The following is a 16,457-nucleotide window of genomic DNA, read 5'->3' as shown; positions in this document are numbered from 1 at the left end:
GGGTCGCCTCAGCGCGGGGGTCGCAGGCCCACGACGGTGGCGCCGCGCTGCTCGACGACGGTGCTGCCGACCACCTCGACCCCGACCGGGCCGGGGGGTTCGGCGCCGCGGTCGACCGGGATCGTCGAGCGGGCCGCGCCGGTGGCGGCGTCGACGACCGCGAGGCCACCCGGGACGGGCACGAGCACCGTCGTCGGGGCCCCGAGCACGTCGGAGGTCACCGCGGCGCCGGACCCGAGCGTGCCCGGCAGCGTCCAGCGCGGCAGCAGCGTCGACGGGTCGAGCCCGATCGTCGCCGTCCCGGTCCACCACAGCAGGACCGGGCCCGCGAGCCGCACACCGGTGGTCTGGCCCGGCGGGTCGGTGGCGGTCTCCTGCGCCGCCCGCCCGACGGGGCCCGCGGCCGGGCCGAGCCCGACGGTGCCGATCGGGGTGCCGGCACCGTCGTAGAGCCGCAGCGTCCCGTCCGGGGCCTCGAGGGCGACGCGGTCGTCCGCGACCGCGACCAGGCGGCCGCCCGTGACGCCCGAGAGCACGCTGAACCGGTCCTCGGGCTTGTCGTACTCGGCGGGGCTGTCGGACACCACCGAGAGCCGGTCCGAGGTCTCGCCGGGGCAGCGCTCCAGGACCGCGACCGCGTCGGCGCCCGCCGCGATCGACGAGTGCGGGCAGGCCGCGCGGGGCTGCGGGGTCGACTGGACCGGCGTCGGCAGGGCGCCGTACTCGAGGGTGGCGACGAGGTCGTCGCGCCAGACCTCGAGGTAGTCGCGCCCGGTGGCGGTGACGTGGGAGCCGTCGGCGAGCAGGCGCGTGCCCGGCCGGACGTCGGCGTTGCGCGTCGGACCACGCTGCCCGGTGGACGGGTCGATGGTGGCGACGTCGCTGCAGAAGGTGCCCACCGGCGACGTCGTGCGGTAGAGCGCGATGACCTCGCCGAACCCGCTGCCCAGCGTGCAGAGCGGCTCGGGCCGCCGGTACTCCCAGGCCGGCGCGCCGGTGGCCGCGTCCAGTCCGGTGACGACGCCGCTGCCGTCCGGGTCGGTCCGGCCGACGGCCACGGCGGGACCCTCGACGACCGGGCCGCCGAGCAGATCCGCGCCGGGCGGGGCCCCCGCGGGGTCGGCCGCCCGCCAGGCCGGGACCAGCGCCGTCGGCACCGGCCCCGGGCTCACCGGCGCGAGCGGCGGTGTCGCGGGTCGCAGCGAAGTCGCCGACTCGTCGCCGGCGCGCAGCACGAGGACGGTCCCGACGACGGCCGCGACGACCAGCAGCGCGATGGCCACCAGGTCGGCGCGTCGCCGTCGTTCCGCGCGCGGCCACCAGACCGCGCGACGGTCGGGACCACGGCCCTCGTCGGGATCCTCGACGTCGTCCCCGGCCGGGCCGCCCGGGCTGCGGCTCGGGGCCGTCACCGCGTGCTCAGTCCTCGCCCGCGCCGTTCGCCGCGACGGTGGCGGACTCGGGGGCGGCGGACTCGCCGCTCCCGGAGGCCCGGCCACCGCGCCCCCGCCGGCGCCGCCGGCGCGGCCGCGAGCGGCCGTCGTCGTCCGCGCCCTCGGCGGCGCCACCGGTCTCGTCCGCCGAGGCCTCGTCGGAGTCGCCCGTCGTGCCGTCACCGGACTCGCCGGCCGGCCCGGAGACGACCTCGCCGGCCCGACGGCGGGTGCGCGAGCGCGCGCGCCGCTTGCGGTTCCGGCCGGCAGCCTCGGCCTCGTCCCCGCTCGGGGTGGCGGGGGCCTCGCCGTCCTCGTCCTCCTCCTCGGCGGGGCGGCGACGGCGCGCCACCCGCCCCGTCGCGTCCTCGGGGATGCCGAGGTCGCGGTAGAGGTGCGGGGAGTTGGAGTAGGTCTCCGGGGGCTCCGGCGCGCCGAGGCCGAGGTCGTCGGAGATGAGCTTCCACTTCGGGAGGTCGTCCCAGTCGACCAGCGTGATCGCGATGCCGGTCTTTCCCGCGCGGCCGGTGCGGCCGATGCGGTGGATGTAGGTCTTCGCGTCGTCCGGGCACTGGTAGTTGATCACGTGCGTGACCCCGGAGACGTCGATGCCGCGGGCCGCGACGTCGGTGCACACCAGGACGTCGATGCGCCCGGTGCGGAAGGCCTTCAGCGCGTGCTCGCGAGCACCCTGGCCGAGGTCGCCGTGGACCGCGCCGACCTTGAAGCCGCGCTCGGCGAGCTCCTCGGAGACCTTGCTCGCGGTGCGCTTGGTGCGGGTGAACACCATCGTCGGGCCGCGGTCGGTGGCCTGGAGCGTGCGGGCGAGGATCTCGACCTTGTCCAGCGCGTGGGCGCGGAAGACGAACTGCGCGGTGCGCTCGCCGATGGCGCTGGCGTCGACCTGCTCCGCGCGGATGTGCGTGGGCTGGGTGAGGAACGTCCGCGCCAGCGTGATGATCGGGCCGGGCATGGTGGCCGAGAACAGCATCGTCTGGCGCTTGTCCGGGAGCATCCCGAGGATGCGCTCGACGTCGGGCAGGAAGCCCAGGTCGAGCATCTCGTCGGCCTCGTCGAGGACCAGGCCGCCGATCTTGGCGAGCACCAGGTGGCCCTGCTGGGCGAGGTCGAGCAGGCGGCCCGGCGTGCCGACGACGAGCTCGACGCCGGACTGCAGCGCCGCGATCTGCTGCTCGTAGGGCCGGCCGCCGTAGATGGAGACGACGCGGGTGCCGAGGCCCTTCGAGGCGCCCTCGAGGTCCTTCGCGACCTGCAGGCACAGCTCGCGGGTGGGCACGACGACCAGGGCGCGGGGGGTGCCGTCCTCGGTCGGGGTGCCGAGGCGCTGCAGCAGCGGGATGCCGAAGCCCAGCGTCTTGCCGGTGCCGGTGCGGGCCTGGCCGATGACGTCCTCGCCGGCGAGGGCCAGCGGCAGCGTCAGCTCCTGGATGGCGAAGGTGCGCTCGATGCCGTTCGCGGCGAGCGCCTCGACGATCTCGGGGGCGACGCCCAGCTCGGCGAACGTGGGCGCGGTCTCGGACGACGTGGTGGTCGCCACGGCCTGGGTGGCGACCTCGTCGGCCGGCTGGGGATCCTCCTGCCGGGGATCCGGGGTGGTCTCGGTGGTGGTGTCGGTAGTCAGCGGTCTGCCTTCCTCGCGGCTCGTGCACGCGAGGTGAGCCGGCTGGCTCGACCGCCACCCCGGGCCCGGGCCTCGGTGGCCGGGCGGGGACGGGGACGTCGTCGCGACGTCACCCTGGGCGGGAGAGCCGACGAGGCGCCCGCGCGCTGGATGCGTCCCACGGGCGTCGGATGGACCGTCTGCCCACCGGCGACGCGTCCGTGAGAGGCCGGAGCCGGCGACGGACGGTGCGTGGGGGAGCGGCCCCGGTCGGGGCCACATCGGTCGAGTGGGGGTGTCACCGGCTCGGACCAGTGGTGATGATACCCGCACCGGGGCGGTGACGGCAGCACCGCGGGGGGTGTGGCGCCTAGGGTGCACCGTCGTGACGGGTGCGCTGTCCTCCGACGACGGGTCGACGGCCCTGCTGGGGCTCGTGGCCTACGGCGAGCTCTCGGCGTTCTCCCAGCTCGCCGCCGACGCCCAGCGCGCCCCCGACCTGGGCGGCCGCGCCGAGCTCGCCACCCTCGCCGCGGTGGAGATGGACCACTACGTGCGGGTGCGCGACCACCTCGCCGCCCGCGGCGTCGACGTGCTCGACGCCATGGCCCCGTTCGTCGCCCGCGTCGACGCGCTGCTGCGCTCGGTCGGGGCACGGGACTGGCCCGAGGCGCTCGTCGCCACCGCGCTCGGACGCGGCCTCGTCACCGACCTGCAGGCCGAGGCGCTCGAGGGGCTCTCCGGCGACGAGGCGGCGCTGGTCCGCGACGTGATCGACGACGCCGGGCACGGGGCCTTCGTCGAGGCCCGCATCCGGGAGGCGTGCGCCGACCCCCAGGTCCACGCGCGGCTCGCGATGTGGGCGCGCCGCCTGCTGGGCGAGGCGCTCGCCGCCGTCGTCGCCGCCTTCGACGCGCACCCGGGGCTGGCGGCGGTGGTGGAGGGGCCGTCCGACGGCGGTGACGACGGCGGGGCCGCCGCGTCGCGGGCCGCGGTCCTCAAGCGCCTGAAGTCGCAGCACAACAAGCGGGTCGCCGCGCTCGGGCTCTGACGGCGTTCGCCCTGCGCGGACGAGCCGGTGGGCGACCCGCCCCGCTGCACGTTCTGGACTAGCCTGCGCGGGCGCACCGGTCGTCGAGAGGGTGACGGCCGGGGAGTCGGAGCAGACCGGAGGGTCGCGTGGAGGTCAAGATCGGCGTCGCGGACAGCCCGCGTGAGCTGGTGGTCTCGAGCGGGCAGACGCCCGACGAGGTGGCGGAGCTCGTGGACGGCGCGCTGTCGGGGTCGAGCGGCACCCTGTCGCTCGTCGACGACAAGGGACGGCGCTACCTGATCCCGTCGACCCGGATCGCCTACGTGGAGATCGCACCGGCCGAGGTGCGCCGGGTGGGGTTCGGCGTAGGTACCTAGGTGCGCTGGCGCGCTCGTGAGCACTTTCTGTCGTCATAGCGACAGAAAGTGCTCACGTGGCGTAGCCACCCAGGGGGAACCCGCCGATGCCGCGCCAGGCCAGCGTCGACATGAGCGCGATCGCGTCCTCACGCGGCGGCTGCAGTCCCGCGTCGAGCCAGTAGCGCGCCGCGGTGGTGGAGAGCCCGACGAGGCCCACCGCCAGCAGGCGGGCCCGCTCCGGCTCCAGCCCGGCGTCCGCGGTGACGACCTCGGTCACCGCGTCGATGCAGTCGGACGTGGCCCGGTCGACGATCTCGGCGATCTCCGGCGTCGCGCGGGTGTCGGTCTCGAAGACCAGCCGCATGGCGCCGTCCCGCGAGGAGACGACGTCGAAGTAGGCCTGGACGGCGGCGTGCACGCGGGCCTTGTTGTCGGTGGTCGAGCGCATGGCGGCCCGGACGGTGCGCACCATCTCGTTGGCCGCCGACTCCACCAGCGCGCGGTAGAGGTCGAGCTTGCCCGGGAAGTGCTGGTAGAGGACGGGCTTGCTGACCCCCGCCCGCTCGGCGATCTCGTCCATCGCCGCCGCGTGGTAGCCCTGGGCGCCGAAGACGGCCCGGGCCGCCGCCAGCAGCTGCGCCCGCCGCTGGGAGCGCGACATCCGCGGTCGGCCCCCCGCCGCGGGCGCCACCGCGCCGGTCTCGCTCATCGGTCCGCCTCCCGCTCCTCGCCGCCCGGACACCGGCCGCCGGGCCCCACCGCCCGGCGCGCGATTCCCGATCGTCCGACCCTACCCACCGCCGGCGGAGCGCGCGCCGGTCACACGCTGTCGGCGTCCGGTCGCCCGCCGGACACGCCGGGGTCGGGCTCGCTTCACCTGCCGGACACCTGCATGCTGGTCCGGTGACGATCACGGTGACCCGCGGTGGCCGTCGGTCGGCCGGCGGGTGCTCGCGACCCGCGCGCCGCTCGGCCCCCGCCGTCGCGGAGCCGGCGCGCGAGGCCCCGCTCGCCCCCGTCGAGGCCCTCGGCGCGCTCGGCGACCCGACGCCGCACTGGCCGGGACGCCACGTCACCGTCGGCGGGACCCGCCTGCACGTCCGCGAGACGCCGCACCGCGGGAACACGGGGGCCGGGGGCACCGTCGTCTACGTCCACGGCCTCGGGGGCTCCTCGACCAACTGGACCGACCTGGCGGCCGCGCTGTCGTCGCGCTGGCACGGCCTCGCGGTCGACCTGCCCGGCTTCGGCCGCACCGAGCCGCTGCCCACCCGCGACTACTCGCTGCGCGCCCACGCCGACACCGTCACGGCGTTCCTGCGCTCCCTCGACGGCCCGGTGCACCTGGTGGGCAACTCGCTCGGCGGCGCGGTGGCGCTGTCGGTCACCGCGGACCACCCCGACCTGGTCCGCACGCTGACCCTGGTCAGCCCGGCCGTCCCCGACCTGCGGCCCGCTCCCGCCCGGCTCGGCGACGGCAAGATGGCGCTCGCGGCGATCCCGCTGCTCGGCGCGCGGACCCGTCGCGAGCTGGCCGCGGAGGACGCCGGCACGCGGCTGCGCCGGACCATGCGCCTCTGCTACGCCGACCCGGGCTGCGTCAGCGAGGCGGCGTTCGCGCAGGCGGCGGCCGAGGCGGCCGAGCGGCTCGACCTGCCCTGGGTGGCCGAGGCGATGCAGCGCTCCTTCGGCGGCCTCGTCGGGACCTGGTTCGCGCGGGGCGCGGGGTCGCTGTGGGCGACCGCGGCCCGCGTCGCCTGCCCGACGCTGGTCGTCTGGGGCGAGCGCGACCGGCTCATCTCGGTGCGCAAGGGCCGGCGGACGGTGGCGACGGTGCCGCGGGCGCGGCTGCTGCGCCTGCCCGACGTCGGCCACGTGGCCCAGATGGAGACCCCGGAGCTCGTGGCCCGCGCCGTCCTCGGCATGGACGACGCGGTCACGGCCGGTCACTGGGACACCGACTCCGGCACGCCGCTGCCCGAGGTGTGTGAGACCGTCCGCGGGTGACCGATTCGGGCGGATCGCGCCGCCCCCGCGCGGGAGCGCGCCACCGGGGTGAGCCGCTCGTGGCCTCGTGGGACCCGCGCCCGCCCGACGACGACGCCGGGCCCGCCCGCCGCCGCGACCGGCGCCTCCCGCTCGCGGCCCTCGCCGTCGTCCTGCTGGTGCTCACCGGCTTCGTGCTCGCCCGCACCGTGCTGGCCGGGGACGACCCGGCCGAGGCGCCGCCGGCCGCGGACGGACCCGTCGTCGGGGAGGCACCGACGGGCGGCGACGTGACCGACGCCGTCCTGCCCGCCGTCCCGACCGCCGAGCTCCCGGGGGGCGGCGACTTCCCGGTCGCCGGGCGCGGCACCTGGCGGGTGGTCCCCGGCACGACGCCGCCGGTCGGCGCCGGCCGCGCCTTCACCTACACCGTCGAGATCGAGGACGGCGCCACCCTCGCCGAGGGCGACCAGGCGTTCGCGACCGCCGTCGACGCCACGCTCGACGACCCGCGCAGCTGGGTGGGGTCGGGGCAGATCGCGCTGCGCCGCGTCGACGCGACGTCGGGTGTGGTGCCGGACTTCCGCGTCAGCCTCACCTCGCAGCTGACGACGCGGGCGCAGTGCGGCTACCAGATCCGCTACGAGGCGTCGTGCTGGAAGTCCGACGTCGGCCGGGTCCTCATCAACGGGGCGCGGTGGGTCCGCGGCGCGGGCGCGTTCGAGGGGCAGCTGGGCCTCTACCGCCAGTACGCGATCAACCACGAGGTCGGCCACGTCTTCCGGAACCCCCACGTGCCCTGCGGCGGGAACGGCGACCTGGCGCCCGTGATGATGCAGCAGAGCTTCGGTGTGTCCGACGACTACCTCGCCCAGCTCACCGACTCGAGCCCGCAGGGCGTGGAGATCCCCCGCGACGGCAAGGTGTGCCGGCCCAACGCCTGGCCCTTCCCGGCCGGGGGTCCGGCCCGCCGCTGACCCGGCGTGACCGCGCGCACGGGAACACGCGTCGCCGTCATGGGGTTGAATCCCCAGCAGTCTGTCGAAGGAGCTGAACGCGCGATGGCATCCCTGCCGCCCCTGGTGGAACCAGCCGCCGAGCTGACCAAGGAGGAGGTCGCCCGCTACTCGCGGCACCTCATCATCCCGGACGTCGGGGTGGAGGGTCAGAAGCGGCTCAAGAACGCGAAGGTCCTGGTGGTGGGCGCCGGCGGTCTCGGCAGCCCCGCCCTGCTCTACCTGGCCGCGGCCGGCGTGGGCACCCTGGGCGTCGTCGACTTCGACGTGGTCGACGAGTCGAACCTGCAGCGCCAGGTCATCCACGGGCAGTCCGACATCGGGAAGTCCAAGGCGCAGTCGGCCAAGGAGTCGATCGCCGAGACGAACCCGTTCGTCACCGTGAACCTCCACGAGACGCCGCTGGACTCGTCGAACGCGCTGGACATCTTCCGCGACTACGACCTGATCCTCGACGGCACCGACAACTTCGCCACGCGCTACCTGGTGAACGACGCGGCGGTGCTGCTCGGGAAGCCCTACGTCTGGGGCTCGATCTTCCGCTTCGAGGGCCAGGTCTCGGTGTTCTGGGAGGACGCCCCGAACGGGCAGGGCCTCAACTACCGGCACCTCTACCCCGAGCCCCCGCCGCCGGGCATGGTCCCGTCGTGCGCCGAGGGCGGCGTGCTGGGCGTGCTCTGCGCCTCGATCGGCTCGATCATGGTCACCGAGGCGATCAAGCTGATCACCGGCATCGGCGACACCCTGCTCGGCCGGCTCATGGTCTACGACGCCCTGGACATGGAGTACCGCCAGGTCAGGATCCGTCGTGACCCGAACGCCACCGAGGTCACCGAGCTCATCGACTACGACGCGTTCTGCGGCACCGTCTCCGACGAGGCGCAGTCCGCGGCGGCCGGGCACACCATCACCCCGGCCGAGCTCAAGGAGAAGATCGACGCGGGCGACAAGTTCGAGCTGATCGACGTCCGCGAGCCGCACGAGTGGGAGATCGTCCGCATCCCGGGCGCGAAGCTCATCCCCAAGGACAAGATCCTCTCGGGCGAGGCGTTCGCGGAGATCCCGCAGGACCGCCAGACGATCCTGTACTGCAAGTCCGGCGTCCGCTCCGCCGAGGCGCTGTCGGCCCTGCAGCACGCCGGGTTCTCCAACGCCGTGCACGTCGGCGGCGGCGTGACCGGCTGGGCCCAGCAGGTGGACACCTCCCTGCCGACGTACTAGGTGCGCTGCGCGCTCGTGAGCACTAAATGCCGCTATACCGGCATTTAGTGCTCACGAGGCCGGAGGCCACCTCGCTGAGACGCGACGCACAGTAACGAAGCACGACCCTCCAACGGATGATCCTCAGGACTCCGATGTCACACTGAGGACACGATCGCCCATCGCGGCGGTCACGACCGTGAGGGGGGCTGGTGGCACGACGGCGCGACGCGGCACGCCCGCGGCGGTCCTGGGGCACGTGGATCCTCACCGCGGTCCTCGCGCTGCTGATCGCGACGGTCCTCGCCGTCACCGGCCTGGTGAACGCGTCGATCGGCAACGACGCGATCCCCCACGAGCAGGGTGACAGCTCCCAGGTCCCGCCCGACGTCGCCCACGGCGGGACCTTCGTCGACGGCCGCACCGACCCGGCGCACTCGGCCGCGATGCCGCCGCGCACCGTCGCGCTCACCTTCGACGACGGTCCCGACCCCACCTGGACCCCTCAGGTCCTCGCCGTGCTCGCGCGGCACCGGGTCCCCGGCACGTTCTTCGTCGTCGGCTCGCTCGCCGTGCGCCATCCCGAGCTGCTGCGCCAGATCCGCGCCTCGGGCAGCGAGATCGGCATCCACACGTTCACCCACGTCGACCTCTCCGAGGTGCCCGACTGGCGCCTCGAGCGGGAGCTCGGCGAGACCCAGCTCGCCGTCGCCGGCGCCACGGGGGAGACGACCTACCTCGTCCGGCCGCCGTTCTCCTCGACCGTCGACGCGATCGACGACCGCGCCTACGCCGCGATCCTCGCCTCGGGCCGCGACGGCTACGTCAACGTGTTCACCGACGTCGACGGCGAGGACTGGCAGCGCCCGGGTGTCGACGCGATCGTCCGCAACGCCACCCCGAAGGACGGCGCCGGGGCGACGGTGCTGCTCCACGACGCCGGCGGGGACCGCTCCGAGACCGTCGCGGCGCTCGACCGCCTCATCCCCGAGCTGCAGGCCCGGGGCTACCGCTTCACCACGGCGACCGCCGCGGTCGGGGCGCCCCCGGCGGCCGCGCCCGCCCCGCAACGCGACCGGGTGGTCGGCGGCGGCCTGGTCACGGCGGTCGACCTCGCCACCGGCGGCGTGCGGCTCCTCGAGGGACTGCTCGTCGGCGTCGGCCTCGTGGTCGTGCTGCGCCTGGTGCTGACGCTCGTCGTCGCCCGCCGCCACGCCCGCCGTCGTCGGGACCCCTCGTTCCGCTGGGGGCCCGACCACCGCGAGCCGGTGTCGGTGATCGTCCCGGCCTACAACGAGACCGAGAACATCGAGGCCACGCTGCGCTCGATCCTCGCGAACGACCACCCGCTGGAGATCCTGGTGGTCGACGACGGGTCCACCGACGGGACCGCGGAGCTCGTCGAGTCGCTGGGGCTGCCCGCCGTCCGCGTCATCCGCCAGCCCAACAGCGGCAAGCCGATCGCGCTCAACACCGGCGTGGCCCGGGCGAAGCACGACCTCGTGGTGATGATGGACGGCGACACCGTCTTCCAGCCCGACACCGTCGCCCGGCTGGTCGCGCCGTTCGCGGACCCGGAGATCGGGGCCGTGGCGGGCAACGTCAAGGTCGCCAACCGCACCGAGCTCATCCCGCGGCTGCAGCACATCGAGTACGTCGTCGGGTTCGGCATCGACCGCCGCGTGCAGGACACGCTGGGCGCGATCACGACGATCCCCGGCGCGGCGGGCGCGTTCCGCAAGCAGGCCGTCCTCGACGTCGGCGGGCTGTCGCTGGACACCCTCGCCGAGGACACCGACCTCACGATCGCGCTGGGCCGCGAGGGCTGGCGGGTGGTCTACGAGGAGCGGGCGCTGGCCTGGACCGAGGCCCCGACGACGCTCACGCAGCTGTGGCGGCAGCGCTACCGGTGGACCTACGGGACGATGCAGGCGGTCTGGAAGCACCGCCGGTCGCTGCGCGAGCGCGGCGCGTCCCGGCGGGTCGGGTGGCTCGGGCTCGGCCACATCGGGATCTTCCAGGTCCTGTTCCCGCTGGCCGCACCGCTGGTCGACATCTTCTTCGTCTACGGGCTGGTGTTCGGCGACCCGGCGACGACGCTCGTGCTCTGGGGCTCGATGCTGCTCGTGCAGACCGGGGCCGCGGCCTACGCGTTCCGGCTCGACGGCGAGCCGCTGGCGCCGCTCTGGGTGGCCCCGGTGCAGCAGTTGCTCTACCGGCCGCTGATGTACGCGGTGCTCGTGCGCTCGCTGCTGTCCGCGGTCACCGGGGGCCGGGTGCGCTGGCAGCGCATCCAGCGGCTCGGCGCGCTGCGGGCGCTGATGCCGGGGCAGCCGGCGGCCCCCGTCGTTCCCGCTGCCCCTGCGCCCGTCGTTTCCGCCGCCCCCCGTGCCAGCGAAGCGTCCCTATCGGCGTGCTCCCCTCATACCGCAACCAGTGGCAGGAAAGCCCCGTCGTCGGCGCCGACCCCCGCGCCGGAACCCGCGGAGCCGGCGTCACGCAGCCGCTGGCTGGACGTGCTGCGGGCGATCGCGCTGGTCCGCGTGATCGGCTATCACGTCCTGGGCTGGGGCTGGCTGTCCTTCGTCTTCCCCTCGATGGGCGTGATGTTCGCGCTCGGCGGCTCGCTGATGCTGGCCTCGCTGCGGCGCGCCGAGGCGGTCGACGTCATCGGGCGGCGGCTCAAGCGCCTGCTGCCGCCGTTCTGGCTGTTCGGGCTGGTCGTCGTCCCCGTGATGGTCTGGCACGGGTTCGGCGAGGACCCGGTGCCCGGCGCCCCGCAGTGGCTGTTCTGGGCTCTGCCGATCCTCGACCCGCCGGGCAGCGCCTGGGCCACCGACGCGACCGTCGTGCTCTGGTACATCCGCACCTATCTGTGGCTGGTGCTGCTCACGCCGCTGCTGCTCGCGGCCTGGCGTCGCCGGCCGGTGGTCGCGATGGCGGTGCCGCTGGCGATCGTCGGGGTCGACGCCCTGCTCGGCGGCGGGCTCCGGGACTTCGGCGACGTCGGCACGGCGCTGGTCGACGCCTCGGTCTTCGCGGGCTGCTGGATGCTCGGGTTCGCCCACCGCGACGGCAGCCTGCGCCGCCTCGCCGCGGGCCGGGCGGTGCTGCTGGCGACCGTCGCGATCGCGGCCGGCGTCGCCTGGGCGTTCGCGTACCCGGCGGGCGACGACGGGATCGACCTCAACGACATCCCGCTCGGCCAGGCGCTGGTCTCGCTCGGCGCGGTGCTGCTCGTGCTGCGCTACTCCCCGCGCCTGGCGTGGCTCGAGCGCATCCCCGGGCTCGGCCGGCTGGTCACGGTGATCAACGCCCGCGCCGTCACCATCTACCTCTGGCACAACGTCGCGATCGCGCTGGCCGAGCCGATCGACGCCCGGCTCGGCTGGCCCTCGATCGGGGCGCTGATCGGGACCTCGGTGGTGCTCACCGCGGTGCTCGCGCTCGGCCTCGGGTGGGTCGAGGACCTCGCCGCCGGACGACGCCCGGCGCTGATCCCCGGCCCGCACCAGCCCGCGCTGCGGCGCCGGGCCCCGCGCCGTGTCGCGCCCGCGCCGCCGGTCATCGGCGACGGCGGGCTCGCGCTGCCGGCCGAGACGCGGGAGAGCACGCTCGCGGCGGCCAACGCCCAGCGGCCGGCCTCGGAGTTCCGGCACGACCCGCGCTTCGCCGGCGCCACCCCGGTCCCGGCCGCGTCGCGGTCGTTGCGGCGGGGCCCGGCCCCGCGGCGGACCGGCGCCCCGTCCCTGCCGCCCGGCCGGGTGTCGCCGGCCCGTCCGGTGCCGTCGGCGCCGTTCCGCGCCGCGCCGTCGGGGCCACCGACCCGCGTGCCCGACGCGCGCCGCGCCGGCCCGGCCTCCCAGCCCGGCACCGCGGTGCGCGCCGCGGCCGCTCCGGCCCCCACCCGGCCCCCGCGGCGTCACGACGACGAGCCGGTCACCGGCGTCGTCGGGCGGGCGCCCACCGGCCGGGACCGGCTGCTGTCCTTCGGCCAGGACGACGGGGCCGAGACCGGCCCGACGGCGGGGCGCCACGCCTCGCAGCCCGACCCGGCCACCCCGGCCGTCCGGCCCGATCGGCGCGGCTCCCACCGGGGGGACGGCGCCGGTCCCGTCGCGCACGATCCCGGCACCCCGAGCCGCCACCGGCGCTGACCCCGCCCGGCGTGCGGGCTCGGCCGCGAGGGGCACATGGGGCAGGAGCTCGGGCCGACCCGGCTGCCTGGTGTGCTCCTGATCAACACGACCGGGGCCGGCTCGTCCGCGAGGGGCACGTGGGGCAGGAACTCGGGCCGACCAGGCTGTCTGCTGTGCTCCTGATCAGAGGGCTCGGTCCTCAGCGCACGACGCGGTACCAGTGCGGCGTGTCGTCGGCGATCGGCTCCAACCGGACCCGGGCCGCGCCGGGCCGGCGCGGGAAGAGCGGAGTCCCGTCGCCGAGGAGCACCGGCACCACGAAGACCAGCACCTCGTCGAGCAGGCCGGCCTCGAGGCACTGCGCCGCGACGTCGGCGCCGAGGACCGTCACGGCGCGCTCGCCCGCGGCGTCCCGGGCGAGCGCGACCGCGTCGTGCAGGTCGGTCGCGAACACCACGCCCGGCGGTGCCGTCGGCGGCGGGCGGTGGGTGAGGACGACCGCCGGGCCGTCGTAGCGCCCGCCGAAGGCCCCCTCGGCGTCGGTGCCGCGGTTCGGGTCGTCACCGTCGTGGGTGCGTCGCCCGACGAGCAGCGCGCCGACGTCGGCGAGGAGCCGGTCGGCGGCCGGGTTCGGGTCGCCGGCGTACTCGGAGAGCCAGGACATGTCGCCGCCCGGGCCGGCGAGGTAACCGTCCAGCGAGGCGGCGGCGGAGTAGATCAGGCGCGCCACGAGGTCCTCCTCCCACCGGTGGACGGACGCTAGCAGCGAAGGAGATCGTCCGGTTCGTCCGCCGATGCCCAGTTGGGCGCTCACGGTGACAGCGCGCTCACGCAGCGTTCACGGCGAGCACACCAGCGCCGTCGGATGGGCTGTTGGTATGCGCACAGAAGCGTTCGTTCGGACGCAGCCGTTGCCCCCTCCGGAGAGGTCCCCATGCCCATCCCCGTCCCCGAAGCCATCGACGAGCAGGCCGAGGTCGCCGTCACCAAGACCCGCGCCAGTCGCTCGCCCGGCTCCTACCTGGTGAGCGCCGCGCTCGCCGGGGCCTACATCGGGGTCGCGGTCTGCCTGATGCTGGCCGCCGCGGGCCCGCTCAACGCCGCCAACAGTCCCTTCACGAAGCTCGTGCAGGGCCTCGTCTTCGGGATCGCGCTGACCCTCGTGGTGTTCGCCGGCGGCGAGCTGACCACCGGCAACATGATGACGATGGTCATCGGCCTGTTCGACCGGGCCAAGCGCACCGGGGTCGGCGCCGTCGTCGCGGTGATCGTGTTCTCGTTCGTCGGCAACCTCGTCGGCGGGCTGCTCTTCTCGCTGCTCGTCGAGGCGTCCGGCGTCCTCAAGATCGCGAACCCGGGCCAGCAGCCGGCCATGCTGAACTTCCTGTTCTCGACGGCGAAGTCGAAGGCGACCGAGGGCGCCGGCACCATGTTCTTCCGCGGTGTGCTGTGCAACCTGCTCGTCTGCCTCGGCGTCTGGATGGCCGCCCGCACCCGCTCCGACGGCGCCAAGCTCGTCGTGCTCTTCTGGGCGCTGCTCGCGTTCATCACCACCGGCTTCGACCACGTCGTCGCCAACATGACGATCCTCGCGCTGGGCCTGTTCTCCGGGGCGCCGGGCGTCACCGTCGGGGTCTTCGCCTGGAACATGCTCTGGGTCGGTCTCGGCAACCTCGTCGGCGGCGCGCTGCTCGGCGCCGCGTACGGCTACGTCGCCCGCGGGGAACGGCCGTCGTCGTCCGAGGCCACCACGACCCCCGACTCCGCCGTGCCGCGCGACCGTGAGGTCGCCCAGGCCTGAGCCACCTCCGAGACGGTGCCCCGGGAGGACTGCTCCTCCCGGGGCATCGTCGTGTCCGCGTCAGGCCGCGAAGGTGTAGCGGCTGCCCACCGCGCCGGGGACGAACGCCTCGCCGAGCTCCTGGGCGAGGCGCATCTGCGCGCGCCAGCCGGTGCAGTGGGCGGGGACGACGACGTCGGGCGCCATCCCGACGAGGGCCGCCACCGTCGGCTCGATGACCGGCTCGAACCCCGGCCCCGTGAGGTGCAGGCCGCCGAGCAGGGCGTGCAGGTGGTCGTGGCCGGTGAGCCGCAGGGCGTGGCGGGCGATGTTGACCGCGCCGGCGTGCCCGCAGCCGGTGAGGACGACGAGGCCGCGCCCGCGGACGTGCACGACGAGCGCCTGGTCGTCGACGATCCACGGGTCGGGACGCCACGTGTCGTCGACGAGGGCCTCGTGGAAGGCCATGCCGCGCTCGAACTCCGTCGTGCGGTCGACCTCGCCGGTCACGAGCACGCTGCCGTCGAGAAGGAACGACGGCTCGCGGCGCTCGACGAGCTCGATGCCGTCGCCGGCGAGCCCGGCCCGGTCGAGCAGGGGCATGACGAACGGCCGGCCGCCGGGCGGGACGAGCCGGCGCCGGGTGAACGCGGCCGGGTGCAGCACGAGCGGGCTCGCCGCCCGGCCCAGCCAGCGCTCCAGCCCCGGGAAGCCGCCGGAGTGGTCGCCGTGGCCGTGGGAGAGGACGACCGCGCCGATGTCCCCCGGGTCGATCCCGAGACGCCGGCCGTTGGTGGCCATGCCCTCGGGGGAGACGCCGGTGTCGAAGAGCAGCGTGTGGTCGTGCCCGCCCTTGGTGACCGTGACCAGGGCCGAGAACCCGTGCTCGGCGAGCAGCCCGACGCGGGTCTCACCCCCCACGTACTGCGGGGCCTCCACCGGCGGGCCCGTGCCGAGCCGGGCCCGCGTCGCGACCTCGGTGTCCGCCAGGAGGGCGTCGAAGGAGTTGTCGACGAGCACGGTGATCACCACGGCGTCGACCGGCTCCAGCGCCACCGGGTCGACGGCTGTCCCTTCCGCGGCGCGAGGTGCGGCGAAGGCGACGGCGGCCGGGTCGGCGCCGGTGTCGGTGCACATGCCGCCGATCGTGGCAGCGCGGACGAGTGTGCGGCACTGCCCGGCGGCGCGGTCCTGCTCCGTGCCGCTACCCGTGGCGGAGCACGCGGTAGACGGTCTCCGAGGCGGGGGACGGACGCGAACACGGCGGCCTCCCCGTAGGTCTTCCCTGACCTGTCATCGGCGAGTGGGAGGCGGAGAACGGTACCGCCGCCGGGCCAGGACGTCCCGATGATCACGGCGAGCGGCGGTCCCGGGGGCCGACCGGAAGGGCTGCGGCGCGACCGAGTCTCCACGACTCGGTCGCGCGGCAGTGCTTCAGTCCCGGTGCTGGGCGATGTTGAGGACGTTCCCGTCGGGCGCCCGGACGAAGAACCGACGCACGCCCCACGGCTCGGTCGTCAGCGGGTGCACGATCTCGTACCCGCGCCGCCGCGCCTCGGCGAACGCCTCCTCGACGTCGTCGACCCGGATCGTCGCGATCGGGCTCTCCGGCGCGGTCGCGTCCTGGGTCACGACCTGCACGCTCGCCCCGGAGCCCGTCGCGGTGAAGCGGGTGACCCAGTCCATGTTGATGCTCTCGTCGGTCATGCCGAGGTAGCCCGCGTAGAAGTCCCGGGCCGACGCGATGTCGGGGACGGGCAGGTCGACGTAGACCGTGGTGACGCGCACCGGTCAGTAGTACCAGCGAGCCACGGGGTGAGCGCCGGAGCGAACTGCCTTTCCGGGCCTTCGTGTCGCAACCGCGCCGCTACCGGGGCGCGACCGGTCCCC

13 protein-coding genes are annotated in these 16,457 nt (G+C 75.3%); 7 read left to right on the top strand and 6 right to left on the bottom strand.

Features of this window, described 5'->3' with window-relative positions:
* Positions 1-8: 8 nt before the first annotated feature.
* Positions 9-1,412 (bottom strand): PQQ-binding-like beta-propeller repeat protein, encoded by a 1,404-nt coding sequence (locus tag HH311_RS03255; protein WP_169182096.1) that lies wholly within the window; start codon positions 1,410-1,412, stop codon positions 9-11.
* 7 nt (positions 1,413-1,419) lie between these two features.
* Complete coding sequence (locus HH311_RS03250) at positions 1,420-2,991, bottom strand: DEAD/DEAH box helicase (protein WP_312029915.1); 1,572 nt, start codon at positions 2,989-2,991, stop codon at positions 1,420-1,422.
* A 448-nt stretch (positions 2,992-3,439) separates the two neighbouring features.
* Between HH311_RS03250 and HH311_RS03245 the strand changes: the two genes are divergently transcribed.
* Together HH311_RS03245 and HH311_RS03240 are read left to right on the top strand one after the other, a co-directional pair.
* A complete protein-coding gene (locus tag HH311_RS03245) occupies positions 3,440-4,105 on the top strand; it encodes a ferritin-like fold-containing protein (RefSeq protein WP_169182095.1) in 666 nt (221 codons plus the stop codon).
* A 128-nt stretch (positions 4,106-4,233) separates the two neighbouring features.
* Positions 4,234-4,464, top strand: a complete 231-nt coding sequence (locus HH311_RS03240) for a DUF3107 domain-containing protein (protein WP_169182094.1) — start codon at positions 4,234-4,236, stop codon at positions 4,462-4,464.
* A 52-nt stretch (positions 4,465-4,516) separates the two neighbouring features.
* On the opposite strand, the gene HH311_RS03235 is transcribed toward HH311_RS03240, so the two are convergent.
* Entirely contained in the window at positions 4,517-5,155 is a 639-nt protein-coding gene (locus HH311_RS03235; protein ID WP_169182093.1) for a TetR/AcrR family transcriptional regulator, read from the bottom strand.
* A gap of 194 nt (positions 5,156-5,349) precedes the next feature.
* Between HH311_RS03235 and HH311_RS03230 the strand changes: the two genes are divergently transcribed.
* The 4 genes from HH311_RS03230 (at position 5,350) to HH311_RS03215 (ending at position 12,805) form a co-directional block, all read left to right on the top strand.
* A complete protein-coding gene (locus HH311_RS03230; RefSeq protein ID WP_312029914.1) occupies positions 5,350-6,453 on the top strand; it encodes an alpha/beta fold hydrolase in 1,104 nt (367 codons plus the stop codon).
* A 59-nt stretch (positions 6,454-6,512) separates the two neighbouring features.
* On the top strand, positions 6,513-7,409 hold the full coding sequence (locus tag HH311_RS03225) for a DUF3152 domain-containing protein (protein ID WP_211189486.1): 897 nt from the start codon (positions 6,513-6,515) through the stop codon (positions 7,407-7,409).
* Between the two features lie 84 nt (positions 7,410-7,493).
* A complete protein-coding gene (gene moeZ, locus HH311_RS03220) occupies positions 7,494-8,669 on the top strand; it encodes an adenylyltransferase/sulfurtransferase MoeZ (RefSeq protein WP_169182091.1) in 1,176 nt (391 codons plus the stop codon).
* A 191-nt stretch (positions 8,670-8,860) separates the two neighbouring features.
* Positions 8,861-12,805 carry a glycosyltransferase gene (locus HH311_RS03215; protein WP_312029913.1) on the top strand — a complete coding sequence of 1,315 codons (3,945 nt, stop codon included), beginning with the start codon at positions 8,861-8,863 and terminating at the stop codon, positions 12,803-12,805.
* 181 nt (positions 12,806-12,986) lie between these two features.
* Here HH311_RS03215 and HH311_RS03210 read toward each other — a convergent pair whose 3' ends face one another.
* Positions 12,987-13,517: a dihydrofolate reductase family protein gene (locus tag HH311_RS03210; RefSeq protein WP_169182090.1), complete on the bottom strand. Its 531-nt coding sequence runs from the start codon at positions 13,515-13,517 to the stop codon at positions 12,987-12,989.
* Between the two features lie 204 nt (positions 13,518-13,721).
* Here HH311_RS03210 and HH311_RS03205 point away from each other — a divergent pair, with 204 nt between their 5' ends.
* Positions 13,722-14,588 (top strand): formate/nitrite transporter family protein, encoded by an 867-nt coding sequence (locus tag HH311_RS03205; protein ID WP_169182089.1) that lies wholly within the window; start codon positions 13,722-13,724, stop codon positions 14,586-14,588.
* Positions 14,589-14,648: 60 nt separating this feature from the next.
* On the opposite strand, the gene HH311_RS03200 is transcribed toward HH311_RS03205, so the two are convergent.
* On the bottom strand, positions 14,649-15,704 hold the full coding sequence (locus HH311_RS03200) for an MBL fold metallo-hydrolase (RefSeq protein WP_169182088.1): 1,056 nt from the start codon (positions 15,702-15,704) through the stop codon (positions 14,649-14,651).
* Positions 15,705-16,001: 297 nt separating this feature from the next.
* A complete protein-coding gene (locus HH311_RS03195) occupies positions 16,002-16,355 on the bottom strand; it encodes a VOC family protein (protein ID WP_169182087.1) in 354 nt (117 codons plus the stop codon).
* Positions 16,356-16,457: the final 102 nt, after the last annotated feature.

This window comes from Actinomycetospora sp. TBRC 11914 (assembly GCF_012933465.1).
Lineage (GTDB): Bacteria > Actinomycetota > Actinomycetes > Mycobacteriales > Pseudonocardiaceae > Actinomycetospora.
Note: the sequence above shows the minus strand (reverse complement) of the source record. Positions and strands in the feature narration are given on the sequence as shown.